At 72.0% G+C, this 14,682-nt stretch carries 16 protein-coding genes; 10 read left to right on the top strand and 6 right to left on the bottom strand.

Translation table 11 applies throughout. From position 1 onward, the window contains the following. The first annotated feature begins 9 nt into the window (after nt 1–9). From AB0M76_RS20135 to AB0M76_RS20095, 9 genes are all read left to right on the top strand, one after another. Entirely contained in the window at nt 10–420 is a 411-nt protein-coding gene (locus tag AB0M76_RS20135) for a hypothetical protein (protein WP_365954121.1), read from the top strand. Then, nucleotides 417–626, top strand: a complete 210-nt coding sequence (locus AB0M76_RS20130; protein ID WP_365954120.1) for a hypothetical protein — start codon at nt 417–419, stop codon at nt 624–626. Before AB0M76_RS20135 ends, AB0M76_RS20130 begins: the two co-directional genes overlap by 4 nt. Next, complete coding sequence (locus AB0M76_RS20125) at nt 623–751, top strand: hypothetical protein (RefSeq protein WP_365954118.1); 129 nt, start codon at nt 623–625, stop codon at nt 749–751. Before AB0M76_RS20130 ends, AB0M76_RS20125 begins: the two co-directional genes overlap by 4 nt. A 161-nt stretch (nt 752–912) precedes the next feature. Beyond that, nucleotides 913–2,049 carry a radical SAM protein gene (locus AB0M76_RS20120; RefSeq protein ID WP_365954117.1) on the top strand — a complete coding sequence of 379 codons (1,137 nt, stop codon included), beginning with the start codon at nt 913–915 and terminating at the stop codon, nt 2,047–2,049. Next, on the top strand, nt 2,010–2,246 hold the full coding sequence (amcA, locus tag AB0M76_RS20115) for a multiple cyclophane-containing RiPP AmcA (protein ID WP_365954116.1): 237 nt from the start codon (nt 2,010–2,012) through the stop codon (nt 2,244–2,246). Before AB0M76_RS20120 ends, amcA begins: the two co-directional genes overlap by 40 nt. A gap of 65 nt (nt 2,247–2,311) precedes the next feature. Continuing rightward, a complete protein-coding gene (locus tag AB0M76_RS20110) occupies nt 2,312–2,986 on the top strand; it encodes a pentapeptide repeat-containing protein (RefSeq protein ID WP_365954115.1) in 675 nt (224 codons plus the stop codon). A 13-nt stretch (nt 2,987–2,999) separates the two neighbouring features. After that, complete coding sequence (locus AB0M76_RS20105) at nt 3,000–3,716, top strand: hypothetical protein (protein WP_365954114.1); 717 nt, start codon at nt 3,000–3,002, stop codon at nt 3,714–3,716. Nucleotides 3,717–3,893: 177 nt separating this feature from the next. Further along, complete coding sequence (locus AB0M76_RS20100; RefSeq protein WP_365954113.1) at nt 3,894–4,514, top strand: excalibur calcium-binding domain-containing protein; 621 nt, start codon at nt 3,894–3,896, stop codon at nt 4,512–4,514. A 115-nt stretch (nt 4,515–4,629) separates the two neighbouring features. Beyond that, entirely contained in the window at nt 4,630–6,012 is a 1,383-nt protein-coding gene (locus tag AB0M76_RS20095; protein ID WP_365954112.1) for a cytochrome P450, read from the top strand. Nucleotides 6,013–6,038: 26 nt separating this feature from the next. Here the strand turns inward: AB0M76_RS20095 and AB0M76_RS20090 are convergent, their stop codons facing one another. Then, complete coding sequence (locus AB0M76_RS20090) at nt 6,039–7,520, bottom strand: MFS transporter (RefSeq protein WP_365954159.1); 1,482 nt, start codon at nt 7,518–7,520, stop codon at nt 6,039–6,041. 163 nt (nt 7,521–7,683) lie between these two features. Between AB0M76_RS20090 and AB0M76_RS20085 the strand changes: the two genes are divergently transcribed. After that, the gene (locus AB0M76_RS20085; protein WP_365954111.1) at nt 7,684–9,801 is read left to right on the top strand and encodes a prolyl oligopeptidase family serine peptidase; all 2,118 of its coding nucleotides are present in this window, start codon (nt 7,684–7,686) and stop codon (nt 9,799–9,801) included. A gap of 15 nt (nt 9,802–9,816) precedes the next feature. On the opposite strand, the gene AB0M76_RS20080 is transcribed toward AB0M76_RS20085, so the two are convergent. The 5 genes from AB0M76_RS20080 to AB0M76_RS20060 form a co-directional block, all read right to left on the bottom strand. Beyond that, nucleotides 9,817–10,485 (bottom strand): HAD-IA family hydrolase, encoded by a 669-nt coding sequence (locus AB0M76_RS20080; protein ID WP_365954110.1) that lies wholly within the window; start codon nt 10,483–10,485, stop codon nt 9,817–9,819. Between the two features lie 102 nt (nt 10,486–10,587). Next, complete coding sequence (locus AB0M76_RS20075; protein WP_365954158.1) at nt 10,588–11,523, bottom strand: oligopeptide/dipeptide ABC transporter ATP-binding protein; 936 nt, start codon at nt 11,521–11,523, stop codon at nt 10,588–10,590. Between the two features lie 98 nt (nt 11,524–11,621). Then, nucleotides 11,622–12,689: an ABC transporter ATP-binding protein gene (locus tag AB0M76_RS20070; RefSeq protein ID WP_365954109.1), complete on the bottom strand. Its 1,068-nt coding sequence runs from the start codon at nt 12,687–12,689 to the stop codon at nt 11,622–11,624. Beyond that, entirely contained in the window at nt 12,686–13,675 is a 990-nt protein-coding gene (locus AB0M76_RS20065) for an ABC transporter permease (protein WP_365954108.1), read from the bottom strand. The genes AB0M76_RS20070 and AB0M76_RS20065 overlap by 4 nt, the downstream gene beginning before the upstream one ends. Further along, the gene (locus tag AB0M76_RS20060; protein WP_365954106.1) at nt 13,672–14,676 is read right to left on the bottom strand and encodes an ABC transporter permease; all 1,005 of its coding nucleotides are present in this window, start codon (nt 14,674–14,676) and stop codon (nt 13,672–13,674) included. The genes AB0M76_RS20065 and AB0M76_RS20060 overlap by 4 nt, the downstream gene beginning before the upstream one ends. Nucleotides 14,677–14,682 lie beyond the last annotated feature (6 nt).

Raw genomic sequence — 14,682 nt, 5'->3', positions numbered from 1 at the left:
GTCCGCTACATGACGACGCGTCGCACTGACCATGACCGCGTACGACAGCAGGCGGACGACTCCGAACCCCGCTGGCCCCTGCGCGGCGACCTCGCGTACGACACCGCCACCTCCCGCACGGGTGTGGTCATAGATGTCCCCGAGGACACTGGCACCACGATTTACCGCCTGCGCCCCGAGGGCGGCGGCGCGGAGGGCTGGACCGCCAGCCTCGACACCTTGATGCCCGCCGAGGACGCTCCCTCCCAGTCCCTCCCGCGCCGCGCTCCCGGCAGCACCATCCAGGACCAGCCGGAGCCCGAATACGCGCCCTGGGCCGACCCCTTCGGAGGTCCCGACCCCAGCCCCGCCCTCCAGGCTCGTGCCGAGTCGGGCATGCGGCGATTCTTGAAGTCGGCCGACGCGGACGGTGCGGCATGAGCAGGCGCCCCTCCTGGCTCTACGAAGGGGCCCGGATCTACGACCACGCCAGGGAGTGCGAGGCGGTGGTGCAGTTCGTAGGCCAGTGGGAAGACCCCGCCACCCGCCGCGTCATCCACGAAGCCGTGTTCCTGCGCCCCGAGGGTGGCGGCGTCGAATGGGTCGTCTCCGACCACCAGACCCTGCGCGAGGCGGACGCCCGATGACGACGAGCGGCTTACCCGACCGCGACCCGTGGGGCTGGCGCCAGCAACTCGCCGCCCTGCTCTACGTGCTCGCCGTCAGCACCACCGTGATCGTCCTCGCCATCGCCGGTAAGCCCGGCCCGTGATCTCCCCGCCCCGCTGATCTCGCAGGCGTCAGCGGCGGCGGGGGCACCACTCCGCCCGCCCCTTCCCGCGCAGCCGGGCGGAGCACGGCGCCGGGGGTTTCCGTCACCCACGGCCCCCGGCGCCCTCCAGGCACCACTCGCTCACACCCCAGAGGAGCACGATGCACAGTGCCTTACGGCTCGCGACCGTTCCCCGGTCCGTGATCATGCAGCCGACCACGCAGTGCCTCCCCATGGACTGCACGTACTGCTACCTGCCATTCCGGAAAATGAAGCACCTGATGCCGGCGACCGTCGCCGAGGCCGTGGCCGCAGCCGTCAACCCGTGGGCGGCCAACGATCCGGCGTTCGAGGTCGTGTGGCACGGCGGCGAGCCACTGGCCACCGGCCGCGAGCACCTGGCCGCGCTGATGGCCCCGTTCAAGGGTGTGAAGCACTCCGTGCAGACGAACGCCGCCCTCGTGGATGACGCGTGGTGCGAGTTCCTGCTGGAGCACGGCGTGCACGTGGGCGTCAGCATGGACGGCCCCGCCGACATGAACACCCACCGCATCACCCTCGCCGGCCACCCCGGGTTCCGCGTCACCATGCGCGGCATCGAACGGCTGCGGCGCCACAGCATCCCGTACTCCGCCATCGCCGTTGTCTCCGATCCCGACCCGGCCGACGCCGCCCGCTTCTACGGGTTCTTTGCCGAGCTGGGCGTGACCACGCTCGGCGTCAACGTCGAAGAGGAGGAGGGCGTCAACACTGGCTCCAAGGACGCCGACCCCGTGCGGGCGGCGGAGTTCTGGGCGGCCCTCGCCGATGCCTGGCGCGGCAACCCCGTCATCCGGCTGCGGGAGGTGCAGCGGGTCCTCAACTTCGCCGGGGCCGTCCTCCAAGGCCACGACACCGCCCCGCTGCCCGCGTCCTCGCCGTGGGATCCGCTGCCGACCGTCGCCTACGACGGCGGCGTGCTCATGCTCTCCCCGGAGTTGGCCGGGTTCACCGACCACCGGTTCGGCGACTTCACCACCGGCAACGTGCTCAAGGACGGCCTGGGCGTCCTGGTCGCCGAAGCCGAGGAACGCACCCCGTGGATCGCCGAGTTCTGGGAGGGCGTGGACGCCTGCCGCGCCACCTGCCCCACCTTCGCCTTCTGCGGAGGAGCGCATCCCGCGAACCGGTACTTTCGAGCACGGGGGCCGCATGGACGGCACCCGTACCTCGTACTGCACCACCTCGAAGATCGCCCTACTCGAAGGAGTCACGCGACATGTCCGCGAACACAGCCACTGACGCCACCACGCTCGTGATGGACTCGGCACCGGGATTCACGTCTCTGCTGGAGGCCGCCGGTTCGCAAGCCGTCGCCCGCTGGGGCAACGCCTGGAGCAACGCCGACTTCGACAACCAGGTCACGGCCGCGACCTTCGACAACCGGCCGACGTGGGACAACCCGAACCCGGTCTTCGACAACCGCCCCACCTGGGACAACTGGAAGAACAAGTAGCAGCCCCGCAGCGGTCCCACCAGCCGCGTGGGACCGCTGCGGCACCCCACAGAACGGAGCACCCCATGACCACCCGCACGTTCGGCAACGTCATCGTCACCACCCCCGACCTGGACGAGCCGGGCCTGTACCTCTCTTCCGTCGACACCCTCGACAGCCCGCGCGGCACCGTCCAGGACTTCGCCTTTGGTGAGGCCGACCTGCGGTCGCTCGACCTCACGGACACCCAGCTCATCACCGGCCGCATCACCGGCCTGCGGTCCAAGCGTGTCGAGTTCGAGGGCCTGAACCTGCACGGCGTGGAGATCACCAGCAGCGACCTCGGCGCCGCCCGCTGGGGCGACAGCAAGCTGACCCGGGTCCTCCTGCGCGACTGCAAGCTGATGGGGGCCGCCCTGGACGGCCTGGTACTCGATGACGTTCTCTTCGAGGGCTGCAAACTCGATTACGCCACCTTCGAGAAGATCCGCACCACCGGGCCCGTCGCGTTCGTCGGTTGCACCTTCACCGAGGCCACGTTCAACGAGTGCGACCTGTCCGACGTGGTGTTCTCCGAGTGCACACTGCGGCTGACCGAGTTCGGCACCGGCCGCTACCGGGACACCGACCTGCGTGGCAACGACCTCTCCACTCTCCGAGGCGTCGCCAACCTGGCCAAGGTCCGCATCGGCCACGGCCAGCAGAGCGACCTCGCCGACGCCCTCGTGAACGAACTCGACATGACCCTCGGCGACGACTAGTCCAGGAGGACCCGTGCCCTTACACGTAGCCTTCACCAACCCGGACGCCTTGCGGGCGCAGTGCGACTTCGCCTCGGTCCGCACCGTCAGTGGGGATCCCGCCTTCGAAGACAGGGCGGTCGTACCGTCCGGGCAGTGGCAGCCGCTGACCGAGACCGCCGCGCAACCGCTGACCGCCCCGCTGTGGGCACCGCCGAGCACGCTGGTAGAGATCGTCCGGCCGCCCGCGCCGACCGGCGAGAACCTGGAAGACCTGGCACAGCAGATGGGCGACGAACAGGCCCAGTACCTCGGTCAGGCCCTCGCCAAACCAGACATGCTCACCACCACCGACAACTACCAGGACGGCCGCCTCATCGGCCTTCACCTCGACAACTGGGACAAGCTCAAGTACGGGCAGAAGGCGACCGGCCGGCGCCGCCTCGCCCTGAATTTGGGCCCCGGGACCCGGTACATCCTGCTGGGCGCCCTTGACGCCCAAGCCGTCTGCCGGGCCGTCCGCCCCGAGGATTACGCGTACCGCTACCCCGGCACGGACGACTACCGCGCCCACGTCGCCGCAGGGCACCCCATCCGGTGCGTCCGGATCCGCCTCGCGCCCGGTGAGGGCTACATCGCCCCCACGGAGTACCTGCTGCACGACGGCTCAACCGAAGACCAGGACAAGCCCTCGGCCATGGCGTTCTGGCTCGGTCACTGGCCACGCGGAACGCTCCCCTCGCTCATCTGACGATCGGAGACAGGCATGTCCGAACGACGTGACGTCACCGTCATCGTCGCCCGCGACGACCGCCGCCAGGTCGCGATCCTGTCGGCCCCTGTGGTGGAGTGACACCCGTACGCTGCGGCGGTTCTGCCCAGTGTTCGTCTTGGGGGGTCATTCATGTTCCACCGTCGGGGATTCGCCATGGCAGCGCTCGTCGGGGCGGTGGTCCTGCTCGGCAGCGGATGCGAGGATGCCGCGCCGAAGAAGGGGGCGGACAAGCCGGCCGCTGCCACGACCGGTGCCGCGCCCTCGGCCTCGCCCAGTACGCCCGCCATGCCCGCGCTCGTCGGGCAGAAGTTCACCGACGCCGAGGCCGCCGTCAAGAAGCTGGTCAGCAGACCCGTCGAGGCCCGCAGCGCCTACAGCGACGTCCCGTTGGCCCCGGACCACGGCACCTGGGCGGTCTGCTTCCAGACCCCGGCGGCCGGGAGCCCCCTCGAGCCGGCGTCCGCCGTCGAGCTCTCGCTCGTCGCGCCCGGCCGGCCGTGCCCGGACAAGGCCGGCGCCGCCCTCGCCCCCTCCAAGGCCCCGGCGGCGAGCCGGACTCCCGCACTGCCGAAGCCGAAGACCTCGCCCCCGACCGACGGCGGCTCCACCGGCGGTGACGGGGGCGGCACCGGCGGCGGCAGCGGCGGGAGCAGCGTCTACTTCAAGAGCTGCGCCGAGGCCAAGGCCGCCGGGGCGGCGCCCATGCGGCGCGGCCAGCCCGGTTACCGCGAGGCCCTCGACCGCGACAAGGACGGCATCGCCTGCGACAAGTAGCGACAAAAAGGTAAGCCGACCGATGGGTTTCAGCCGCATGGCGGGGCGATCCTCGGCGCCCCCGGCGCGGGCCGGGCAGAATCGGCCCCGTCGGTACGGTGTCGAGGGGGCGGCCATGGCAGCAGTGGATACAAGGACGGAAACCGGTACGGAGGTACCCGCGCTCGGCGGGATCCCCCTGCTCGGTTCCCTGTTCGACCTGAAATCGGACTCGCTCGGGACCTATCTGCGCGCCCAGCAGCAGCACGGCGACGTCGTACGGATCACCGCCGGCCCCCCGGGGCTGCGCGCCGAGCTGTACTGCGTCTTCTCCGCGGAGGGCGCGCAGCAGGTCCTGGCCTCGGAGTCGGCCAACTTCCGCAAGGACAACGCCTTCTACCAGGAGATCCGGGACTCCTTCGGCAACGGCCTGCTGACCAGTCAGGACGAGGACTACCTGCGCCAGCGGCGGCTGGTCCAGCCGCTGTTCACCAAGCGCCGGGTGGACGGGTACGCCGGCGCCGTCGCGGCCGAGACCCAGGCGGTCATCGCGGGCTGGGAGCAGGCCCCCGGCGGAGTGGTCGACGTCGGCGAGGAGATGATGCAACTCGCCCTGCGCGCGGTCGCCCGGATCCTCTTCGGCACCGACGTGGAGGCCACCGTCGACGTCGTCGACCGGTGTTTTCCGGTCATCACGGATTACGTGCTGCGCCGCGGCTACTCCCCCGCCAACATCCCGCGCACCTGGCCCACACCGGGTAACAAGCGGGCGGCCGCCGCGATGGACGAGCTGTACGCGGTGTGCGACAAGATCATCGCCGAGCGGCGCAGCGGGGCCACGGCCGGGGGCGAGGACCTGCTGAGCCTGCTGGCCGCCGCAACGAGCACGGACGACGGCGAGTTCGACGCCGCCGAGCTGCGCGACCAGGTACTGATCTTCCTGCTCGCCGGCCACGAGACGACGGCCACCTCGCTCGCCTTCTCCCTGCACCTGCTGGCCCGACACCCCGAGCAGCAGGCGCGGGCCCGGGAGGAGATCTCCCGCGTGCTGGGCGACCGTACGCCGGAGGCCGCCGACCTGGACCGGCTCCCGTACCTCACGCAGGTCCTCAAGGAGGCGATGCGGCTCTACCCGGCCGCCCCGGTCATCGGCCGCAGTTCGGTCGCGGCCACCGAGGTCGACGGACGGACCATCCCGGCGGGCTCGGACGTGATCCTGGCTCCGTGGGTGACGCACCGGCACCCCCGGTACTGGCCGGATCCGGACCGCTTCGACCCGGACCGCTTCACCCCGGAGGCGGAGGCCGGCCGCCCGCGCTACGCCTGGTTCCCGTTCGGCGGCGGCCCGCGCGCCTGCATCGGGCAGCACTTCTCGATGCTGGAGTCGGTGATCGCGCTGGCGATGATCCTGCGGGCGTACGGGTTCGAGGCCGTGGACACTGACATCCCGCTCAGCGCCGGGATCACCCTGCAGGCGGACGGCCCGATCCGCTGCCGGGTCCGGGGCGCGGCCGGATAGCGGCCGGCTTCCGCCGCCTGCGCGTCTCAGGCGGCCGCCGGGGCATGGTGGCCCTTGAGGCGTTCCAGGTCCGAGGGGCGGACCTGGATCGCGAACAGCGCGATGACCGCGGCGATCAGGGCGAAGGCGGCCGCGACGATGAACGCGGCGCTCACGCCCGAGGTGAGCACCTGGTCGCCCCATGGGTCCGGTAGCTGGCCGGTCCGCAGGAAGAGGGCCTTCTGGGCGGGGTCGGCCTGGCTCAGGAAGGCCGGGACCTGATCGTGCGCCTCGTTGCGGCTGGCCGTACCGAAGACCGTGACCAGGATGGACAGGCCGAGCGATCCGCCCACCTGCTGCGTCGTGTTGAGCAGTCCGGAGGCAGCGCCAGACTCCCGCTCGGCGACATTGGACAGGGCCATCAGGGTCAGCGAGACGAACTGCATGCCCATGCCGAGGCTGAACACGAGCACCGGGCCCAGGATGCTGCCCAGGTACGTCGAGTGGACGTCGGTCTGCGTCAGCCAGGCCAGGCCGGCCGCCGAGCACAGGGCGCCCGTCACCATGAAGGGTTTCGGTCCGATTCTGGGCAGCAGCTGGGAGGTGATGCCCGCGCCGACGGCGATGACGACGCTGACCGGCAGGAACGCGAGGCCGGCCTGAACCGGGCTGAAGCCCAGCACGTTCTGCACGAACAGGGTCAGGAAGAAGAACATGCCGAACATCGCGCAGGCGAGGAAGAGCATGATGCCGTAGGACCCGGCCCGGTTGCGGTCGGCGAACATGTGCAGCGGGGTGATCGGCTGTGGCGAGCGCCGCTCGTTGAGGAAGAACAGCAGGAGCAGGACCACGGCCGCACCGAAGGAACCGAGGGTGATCGGGTCGGTCCAGCCTTCCTGGGAGGCGCGGATGAAGCCGTAGACGAGCGCGACCATGCCCGCGGTGGACAACAGCGCGCCGGCGAGGTCGAAGTGTCCGGGATGGCGTTCGGACTCGTGGATGACGCGCCTGGCCATCACGGCGATGGCCAGGGCGATCGGGACGTTGACGAAGAGCACCCAGCGCCAGTCGAGCCATTCGACCAGGATGCCGCCGGCCAGCAGCCCGATCGCGCCGCCGCCCGCCGAGACGGCGGAGAACACGCCGAACGCCCGGTTGCGTGCCGGGCCTTCGTGGAACGTGGTGGTGATCAGTGCCAGGGCGGTCGGGGAGGCGATGGCGCCGCCGACGCCCTGCAGGGCCCGGGCGGCCATCAGCTGGCCCTCGTTCTGTGCGAGACCGCCGAGCAGTGAGGCCAGGCCGAAGAGCAGGATGCCGAAGATGAACACGCGTTTGCGGCCGAGGATGTCGCCGGTGCGCCCGCCGAGGAGGAGCAGTCCGCCGAAGGTGAGGGTGTAGGCGTTGACGACCCAGGACAGGCTCTCGGTGGAGAAGCCGAGGGCGGTCTGGATGTGCGGCAGCGCGATGTTCACGATGGTGATGTCGAGAACGACCATGAGCTGGCACGAGGCGATGACGAACAGCGCCAGCCCGTTGCCGCTGCCCCGGACCTTGCCGTCGGTCCCCTTGCTGGTCGGCGTTGCATTCCGGTCCACCTTTTCGACGCTAAACCTGCTACCGGGGGTACACCACTCGAATGGCCTAGGATGCATGACATGTACAGTGTGCCATTTCACATGACACACTACGATCATGGATGACTTCCTCAGGCTCTCCGCGAGCACCGGCCGCTTCACGTACGGCGCCCCGCGCGCGTTCTCCTTCGGGGACGACGGCCGGCTGCTCTGGTTCCTCCGCTCCACAGGCCCCACCGACGCCTTCGACAGTCTCTGGGTCCTGGACACCGCCACCGGCACCGAGACCCGCCTCGCCGACCCCCGCGAGCTGTCCCCCGAGCCGGGCACCCTGCCGGCCGCCGAGCGCCGGCTGCGGGAGCGGATCCGGCTGGTCGCCGCCGGGATCGGCTCGTACGCGCTCTCCGGCGACGGCCGCAGCGCGGTGTTCCCGCTGTACGGGCGGCTGTACCGGGTCAGGTACGAGGGCACCGCCGCGGTCGCGGTCGGCGGCACCGGGCAGTCGGCCGGGAAGCCTGTCGGCCGGCCCGAGGAGATCCCGGCCGCCGGGCCCGCCCTCGATCCGCGGCTCGACGCCGACGGCTCCCGCACCGCCTACGTCACCGACGACGCCCTGTACACCCACCCGGGCGGCCGGGTCAGCCCCGCCGACGGAGCCCGCTGGGGCGTCGCCGAGTTCGCCGCCGCCGAGGAGCTGGACCGGGGCCGGGGCCACTGGTGGTCCCCCGACGGGGAGGCCCTGCTGGCCGCCCGCGTCGACGAATCCGCCCTCCAGCGGCGCCACTTCGCCGACCCCGCGCACCCCGAGCTGCCGCCCGAGGACTTCGCGTATCCCGAGGCGGGCGGGCCCAACGCCGAGGTCCAGCTGTGGGTGCTCGGCCCCGACGGCGCCCGGGTACGGCTCGACTGGGACGCCGAGGCGTACCCGTACGTCTCCGATGCCGACTGGCCCGCCGATGACACAGCGGAGCGGGAGATCCTGCTGACCGTCCAGGACCGGCTCCAGAGTTGCGTCCTGCTGCTCACCGCCGACCCGGCCACCGGCCGTACCCGCGAGCTGTCCCGCACCACCCACCCCCACTGGGTCGACCCGATGCTGCCCGGCACCCCGGCCCGGCTCGCCGACGGCCGGATGCTCACCGCCGCCGACACCCCCGACGGCGCCGCCCGCGGCCTCGCCGTCGACGGGAAACCGCTCACCGGGGACGGGATCCAGGTCCGCCGGGTGGCCGGCACCCACCGCGACCGCCTGCTGATCGAGGCCGGGCAGCGCGACCCCGCCGAACAGCAGGTCCTGCTCCTCGACCCCGCCACCGGGGAGCTGACCCCGCTGGCCGACGGACCGGGGGTGCACAGCGTCCAGGCCTCCGCCGGAACCCTGCTGCTGACCTCCGCCGACGCCGACGGGATCCGGCGGACCGTACGAACCGCCGACGGGCGCGAGTTCGAGCCCGCCGACCTGTCCGCGCCGCTGCCCTACCGGGTGGTCCCGCTGCTGGAACGGGTCACCGAGCACGCCGTCCCCACCTCGGTGGTGTTCCCCCGCGGCCACGTCCCCGGCCGGCAGCTGCCCGTCCTCATGGACAGCTACGGCGGCCCCTGCTTCCAGGACGTGTCCGCCGAACCGCGCCGCTGGCAGCACCGCCAGTGGTGGGCCGACCGGGGCTTCGCGGTGGTGACCGTCGACAACCGCGGAACCCCGTACGTCTCCCCCGCCTTCACCCACGCCGTGTACCGCGGGTTCTCCGAGGTCACCCTGGACGACCAGGTCGCCGCCCTGCACGCACTCGGCGAACGCCACCCGGACCTGGACCTCGGCCGGGTCGGGGTACGCGGCTGGTCGTACGGCGGCTACCTGTCCGCGATGGCGGTGCTGCGCCGCCCGGACGTCTTCCACGCGGCGGCCGCCGGGGCCGCGCCCACCGACTTCCGGCACTACGACACGGCGTACACCGAGCGCTACCTCGGGCTCCCGCAGGAGAACCCCGAGGTGTACGAGCGGGACTCCCTCATCCCCGACGCCCCGAACCTGATCCGGCCGCTGCTGCTGGTCACGGGCCTGGCCGACGACAACGTCCACCCCTCGCACACCCTGCGCCTCTCCCAGGCCCTGACGGACGCAGGCCGCCCGCACCAGCTCCTGGCCCTGCCCGGCGTCACCCACATGACCCCGAACGGCACGAAGGAGAAGCTCATGGCCCTGGAACTGGAGTTCTTCCGCCGCGAACTGGCCTGACGGGTTGCGAATCGCTCAGACCGCGGAGTCCCGGTGCGATCCCGTCGCGAAGGCGAGGATGTCGGGTACCGCCTCGCGCAGGCTCGCGAAGTGGCGGTGCACTCCGTCCACCGGGACCGCGGTGTTGACTCCCCACACCGTCATGCCGGCCCGCAGCCCCGACTCGACGCCGGACGGGGCGTCCTCGATGACCAGGCAGTCCTCCGGCCTGGCGCCGAGACGCTCCGCGGCCAGCAGGTAGGGGACCGGCGACGGCTTGCCCTCGGCGACGGCGGCGGCGTCCACGAGCACGCCCGGAACCGGCAGCCCGGTCCGGGCGAACCGCCCGCGCACCCGGTGCCCGTAGTTCGAGGTCACCAGTGCCCAGCGCCCCGGGGGCAGGCCGGACAGCAGCTCCGCCGCGCCGTCGAATGCCGCATAGACACCGGACCGGACGTCTTCGTCCTCCAGTTCGTGCAGCGCGGCCAGGCATGTGTGCGGGTCCTGCTCCGGGGCCACCGCCGCGAAGGTCTCCATGGGGCGCGTCCGCAGCGCCACTTGGTAGACGGCCTCGGGGTCGATTCCGTACCGCGCCGCCCATGTCTCCCAGACCCGGCGCTGGTTGGCCACCGCGTCGATCAAGGTCCCGTCGACGTCGAAGAGGACATGTCGCGCGGAGGCCGGCCGGGTCGGTTCTCTGGTCACGCCGTGATCATGCCATCAGCCCCACGCCTCGCGGACGGCGGAGGCCCCCGGAGCCGATCGTGCCGGCTCCGGGGGCCTCCTCCTTCTTCCCCTGGATCCCCGTCAGTCACCGGGGAAGTGGCAGGCCACCTCGCGCGAGGCGGCGATTTGGAGCAGCGGGCGCTCCGTCCGGCAGATCTCCTGCGCCTTCGGGCAGCGCGGGTGGAAGGTGCAGCCCGGGGGCGGTGCGGCCGGACTCGGCGGGTCGCCGAGCAGCACGATCCGCTCCCGCCGCCGCTCGGCAGCCGGGTCCGGCAGCGGTACGGCGGACAGCAGGGCCCGGGTGTACGGGTGCTGGGGGTTCTCGTACAAGCTGCGCTTCTCGCCGATCTCGACGATCCGGCCGAGGTACATGACGGCGACCCGGTCGCTGACCCGTTTCACCACGGACAGGTCGTGCGCGATGAACACGTAGGCCAGACCGAGTTCGCGGCGCAGGCGCTCCATCAGGTTGACGATCTGCGCCTGGACGGAGACGTCGAGCGCGGAGACGGGCTCGTCGGCGACGATCAGCCGGGGGCTGGTGGCCAGTGAGCGGGCGATCCCGATGCGCTGGGCCTGGCCGCCGGAGAACTCGTGCGGGTAGCGGTCGATGTGCTCCGGGATCAGCCCGACCAGGTCCATCAGCTCGGCCGCCCGGCGGCGCGCGTCGGAGGCCGACCAGCCCTGCACGAGCAGCGGGTCGGAGATGATCCGGGCCACCGTCTGGCGGGGGTTGAGGGAGGAGTGCGGGTCCTGGAAGACCATCTGAAGGTGGCGGCGCAGCGGACGGAGTCTTCCTTGCGGGAGCCGGGTGATGTCCTGTCCGTCGAAGGCGATGCTGCCCGAGGTGGGCTCCAGCAGCCGCACCAGCATCCGGCCGGTGGTGGACTTCCCGCAGCCCGACTCGCCCACCAGGCCGAGGGTTTCGCCCGCCGCGAGATCGAAGGAGATCCCGTCGACGGCGCGCACGGGCGCCCCCCGGCGCCCGGACGCCGAGCGTCTGCCGGGGAAGGCCATGGTGAGATCGCGTACGGACAGCAGCGGATCGGGCGGCGCCGGATCCGCCCCGGCCCGGTCCGGCCGTGCGGTGGTGTCCGGGGGGCGGGCCTCTACGGTCATCGGGACGCCTCCGGGGCGGTCGGGGCAGTCGGGGCGGTCAGGGCAGCCGGGGTGGACGCCGTGCCCGGCACCGCGTCGGCCCCCGTGAAATGGCATGCGGCAGTGCGCCCGGCGATCCCGTAGGGCCGTGGCTCGGGCCGCTCGGTGGCACAGCGGCGCTGCTGCTCCGGGGTGCCCGCGGCGGCGAGGTGGCAGCGCGGGGCGAACGCGCAGCCCGGGGCGGGCGCGAGCAGGGAGGGCGGGGAGCCGGGGATGGCCCGCAGGGGCTCGTCGTCGGCGTCGTCCAGCCGGGGCAGCGAGTCGAGCAGGCCCCGGGTGTACGGGTGCGCCGGGTCGGCGAACAGCTCGTCGACGCCGGCCTGTTCGGCGGCCCGGCCGCCGTACATGACCAGCACCTCGTGCGCGACGCGGGCGACCACCCCGAGGTCGTGGGTGATCATCACGACGCCGAGGCCGCGCTCCTGCTGGAGCCGGGCGATGAGCTCCAGGATCTGCGCCTGCACGGTCACGTCGAGGGCGGTGGTGGGCTCGTCGGCGATCAGCAGATCGGGTTCGCAGGCCAGCGCCATGGCGATCATCGCGCGCTGGCGCATGCCGCCGGAGAACTGGTGCGGGTACTCCCCCGCCCGGCGGGCCGGTTCCGGGATGCCGACCTCGCCGAGCATGTCGACGGCGCGCCGGCGCGCGGCGGCCCGGCCGGACTTGAAGTGCACCCGGAAGTGCTCGGCGATCTGCTCGCCGACGGTGTAGTAGGGGTGCAGGCTGGACAGCGGGTCCTGGAAGATCATGGCCATCTTCCGGCCGCGCAGCCGGGACAGCTCCTTCTCGGACATCCCGGTGAGCTCCTGCCCGGCCAGTGCGATGGAGCCGCCGACCTCGGCACCCCGGTGCAGGCCCATGACGGCGAGCGAGGTGACCGATTTGCCGGACCCGGATTCGCCGACGATGCCGAGGGTCCGCCCGGCCTCCACGGTGAAGCCGAGCGCGTCGACGGCCCGTACGGAGCCGCGCGGGGTGGTGAAGGTGACGCGCAAATCGCGCACTTCCAGCAGGGGAGCGGTCATGAGTACCTCACCCTCGGGTCGATCACGGCGTACAGGAGGTCGACGACGAGGTTGGCGACGACGATGAAGAAGGCGGCGAGCAGCGTGACCCCGAGGACCACCGGCTGGTCCGAGCTGACCAGGGCCCCGTAGAACAGCCGCCCGATGCCCGGGAGTCCGAAGATGGACTCGGTGATGACGGCTCCGGCGAGCAGCCCGCCGAGGTCCATGCCGAAGATCGTGAGGATCGGGGTCATCCCGGAGCGCAGCCCGTGCTTGACGACGACCGTGCGCTCGGGCATGCCCTTGGCGCGGGCGGTACGGATGTACGGCTCGGCCATGGCCTCGATCATCGAGCCCCGGCTCTGGCGGGCGTACATGGCCGCGTAGAGCAGGGCGAGCGCGGTCCAGGGCAGCAGCAGGTTGGCCGCCCAGGCGCCCGGGTTGTCGGTGAAGGCCTGGTAGGTGGGGTAGGGCAGGAGCCCGGCGACGCGGATGACCCCGTAGATGAGCATCACGGAGGTGAAGTAGACCGGCAGCGAGGCGGCTGCGACCGCGCCGACCATCAGGGCCTTGTCGGTGACGGTGTCCTTGCGCAGGGCCGCGGTGACACCGGCGCCGAGGCCGAGGGCGAGCCACAGCACGGCGGCTCCGACGGCGAGGGAGGCGGAGACCGGGAGGCGGTCCATCAGCAGGTCCCACACGGGCAGGGAGTTCTCGTACGAGTAGCCCAGGCACGGGAAGTCGCACTGGACGGCGTACTGGCCGGTGCCGAGGGTGCGGCCGGTGAAGATCCCGGTGAGGAAGTCGGCGAACTGCCGCCACACCGGCTGGTCGAGGCCGAGGTACTCCCGTACGTCGGCCAGCCGTTCGGCGCTGCAGGTCTTGCCGCAGGCGGCCGCGGCCGGGTCGGAGGGCAGGACGTAGAAGATGAGGAAGGTGACGGCGGCGATGGCGAGCAGGACGCCCGCGAGGGCGAGCAGCCGGCGGCCGAGGTAGAGGATCACGTGCGGCCGCCCCTCGGGTCGAGGATGTCGCGCAGGGCGTCGCCGAGCAGGGTGAAGGCGAGTACCGCGAGGAAGAGGAAGGTGCTCGGGATGACGAAGTACATGGGGTCGGTCTCGTAGAAGGCGACGGACTCGGCGATCATCTGGCCCCAGGACGGGGTGGGTGGGCGCACGCCCACGCCGAGGTAGCTGAGCGCGGCCTCGGTGCTGATCATGCCGGGTATGAGCAGGGTGGTGTAGGCGATGACCGGGCCGGAGACGCCCGGGAGGATGTCGCGGGTCAGGATCCGCCAGGAGCTCGAGCCGCCGACGCGGGCGGCGTCGACGTACTCGCGGTGTTTGAGGGAGAGGGCCTGGCCGCGGACGACGCGGGCGACGCCGGGCCAGCCGAAGACGCCGATGACGGCGGTCATGAGCACGATCCGGTTGACGTCCTTGGCCACCGACAGCATCGCGATCATGAAGATGAGGGAGGGGAAGGACATGGTCAGGTCCATCAGCCGGGACAGGACGGCGTCGGTACGGCCGCCGAAGTAACCGGCGGCGATCCCGGCGGCGGTGCCGGTGACCACGACGATGGCGGTGGCGGCGAAGGCGATGAGGAGGGAGACCTGGGCGCCGTGGACGACGCGGGCGAACAGGTCGCGGCCGGTGACGGGTTCGACGCCGAGCCAGTGCTCGGGGCTGATCCCGCCGAGGGAGCCGAGGGGCTGGCCGCCGAGGTAGGGGTCGATGGCGGACTTGTCGAACTCCTCGGGGGACCAGCCGCCGAGCGCGCCCAGCCAGGGGGCGGTGACGGCCATCAGGACGAAGAGGAGGACGACGCAGAGGCTGACGCGGACGGCGGGGCGGCGGCGGAGCTCCCGCCGGGCGAGCTGCCAGGGGCTGCTGCCGGTGGCTGTCGCCGCGGTGCCGTCCTCGACGGCGCCGGGGGCCGGTGCCCCGCCCGGAGCCGGAGCCGGGGCCGCATGGCCGCCGGCACCGGGTGCGGTGGTGGTCATGGTGTC

Source organism: Streptomyces sp. NPDC051364, assembly GCF_040682115.1.
In the GTDB taxonomy this organism is placed as follows: domain Bacteria; phylum Actinomycetota; class Actinomycetes; order Streptomycetales; family Streptomycetaceae; genus Streptomyces.
The sequence above is the reverse complement of the archived record's forward strand: the minus strand, read 5'-3'. Positions and strand labels throughout refer to the sequence as shown.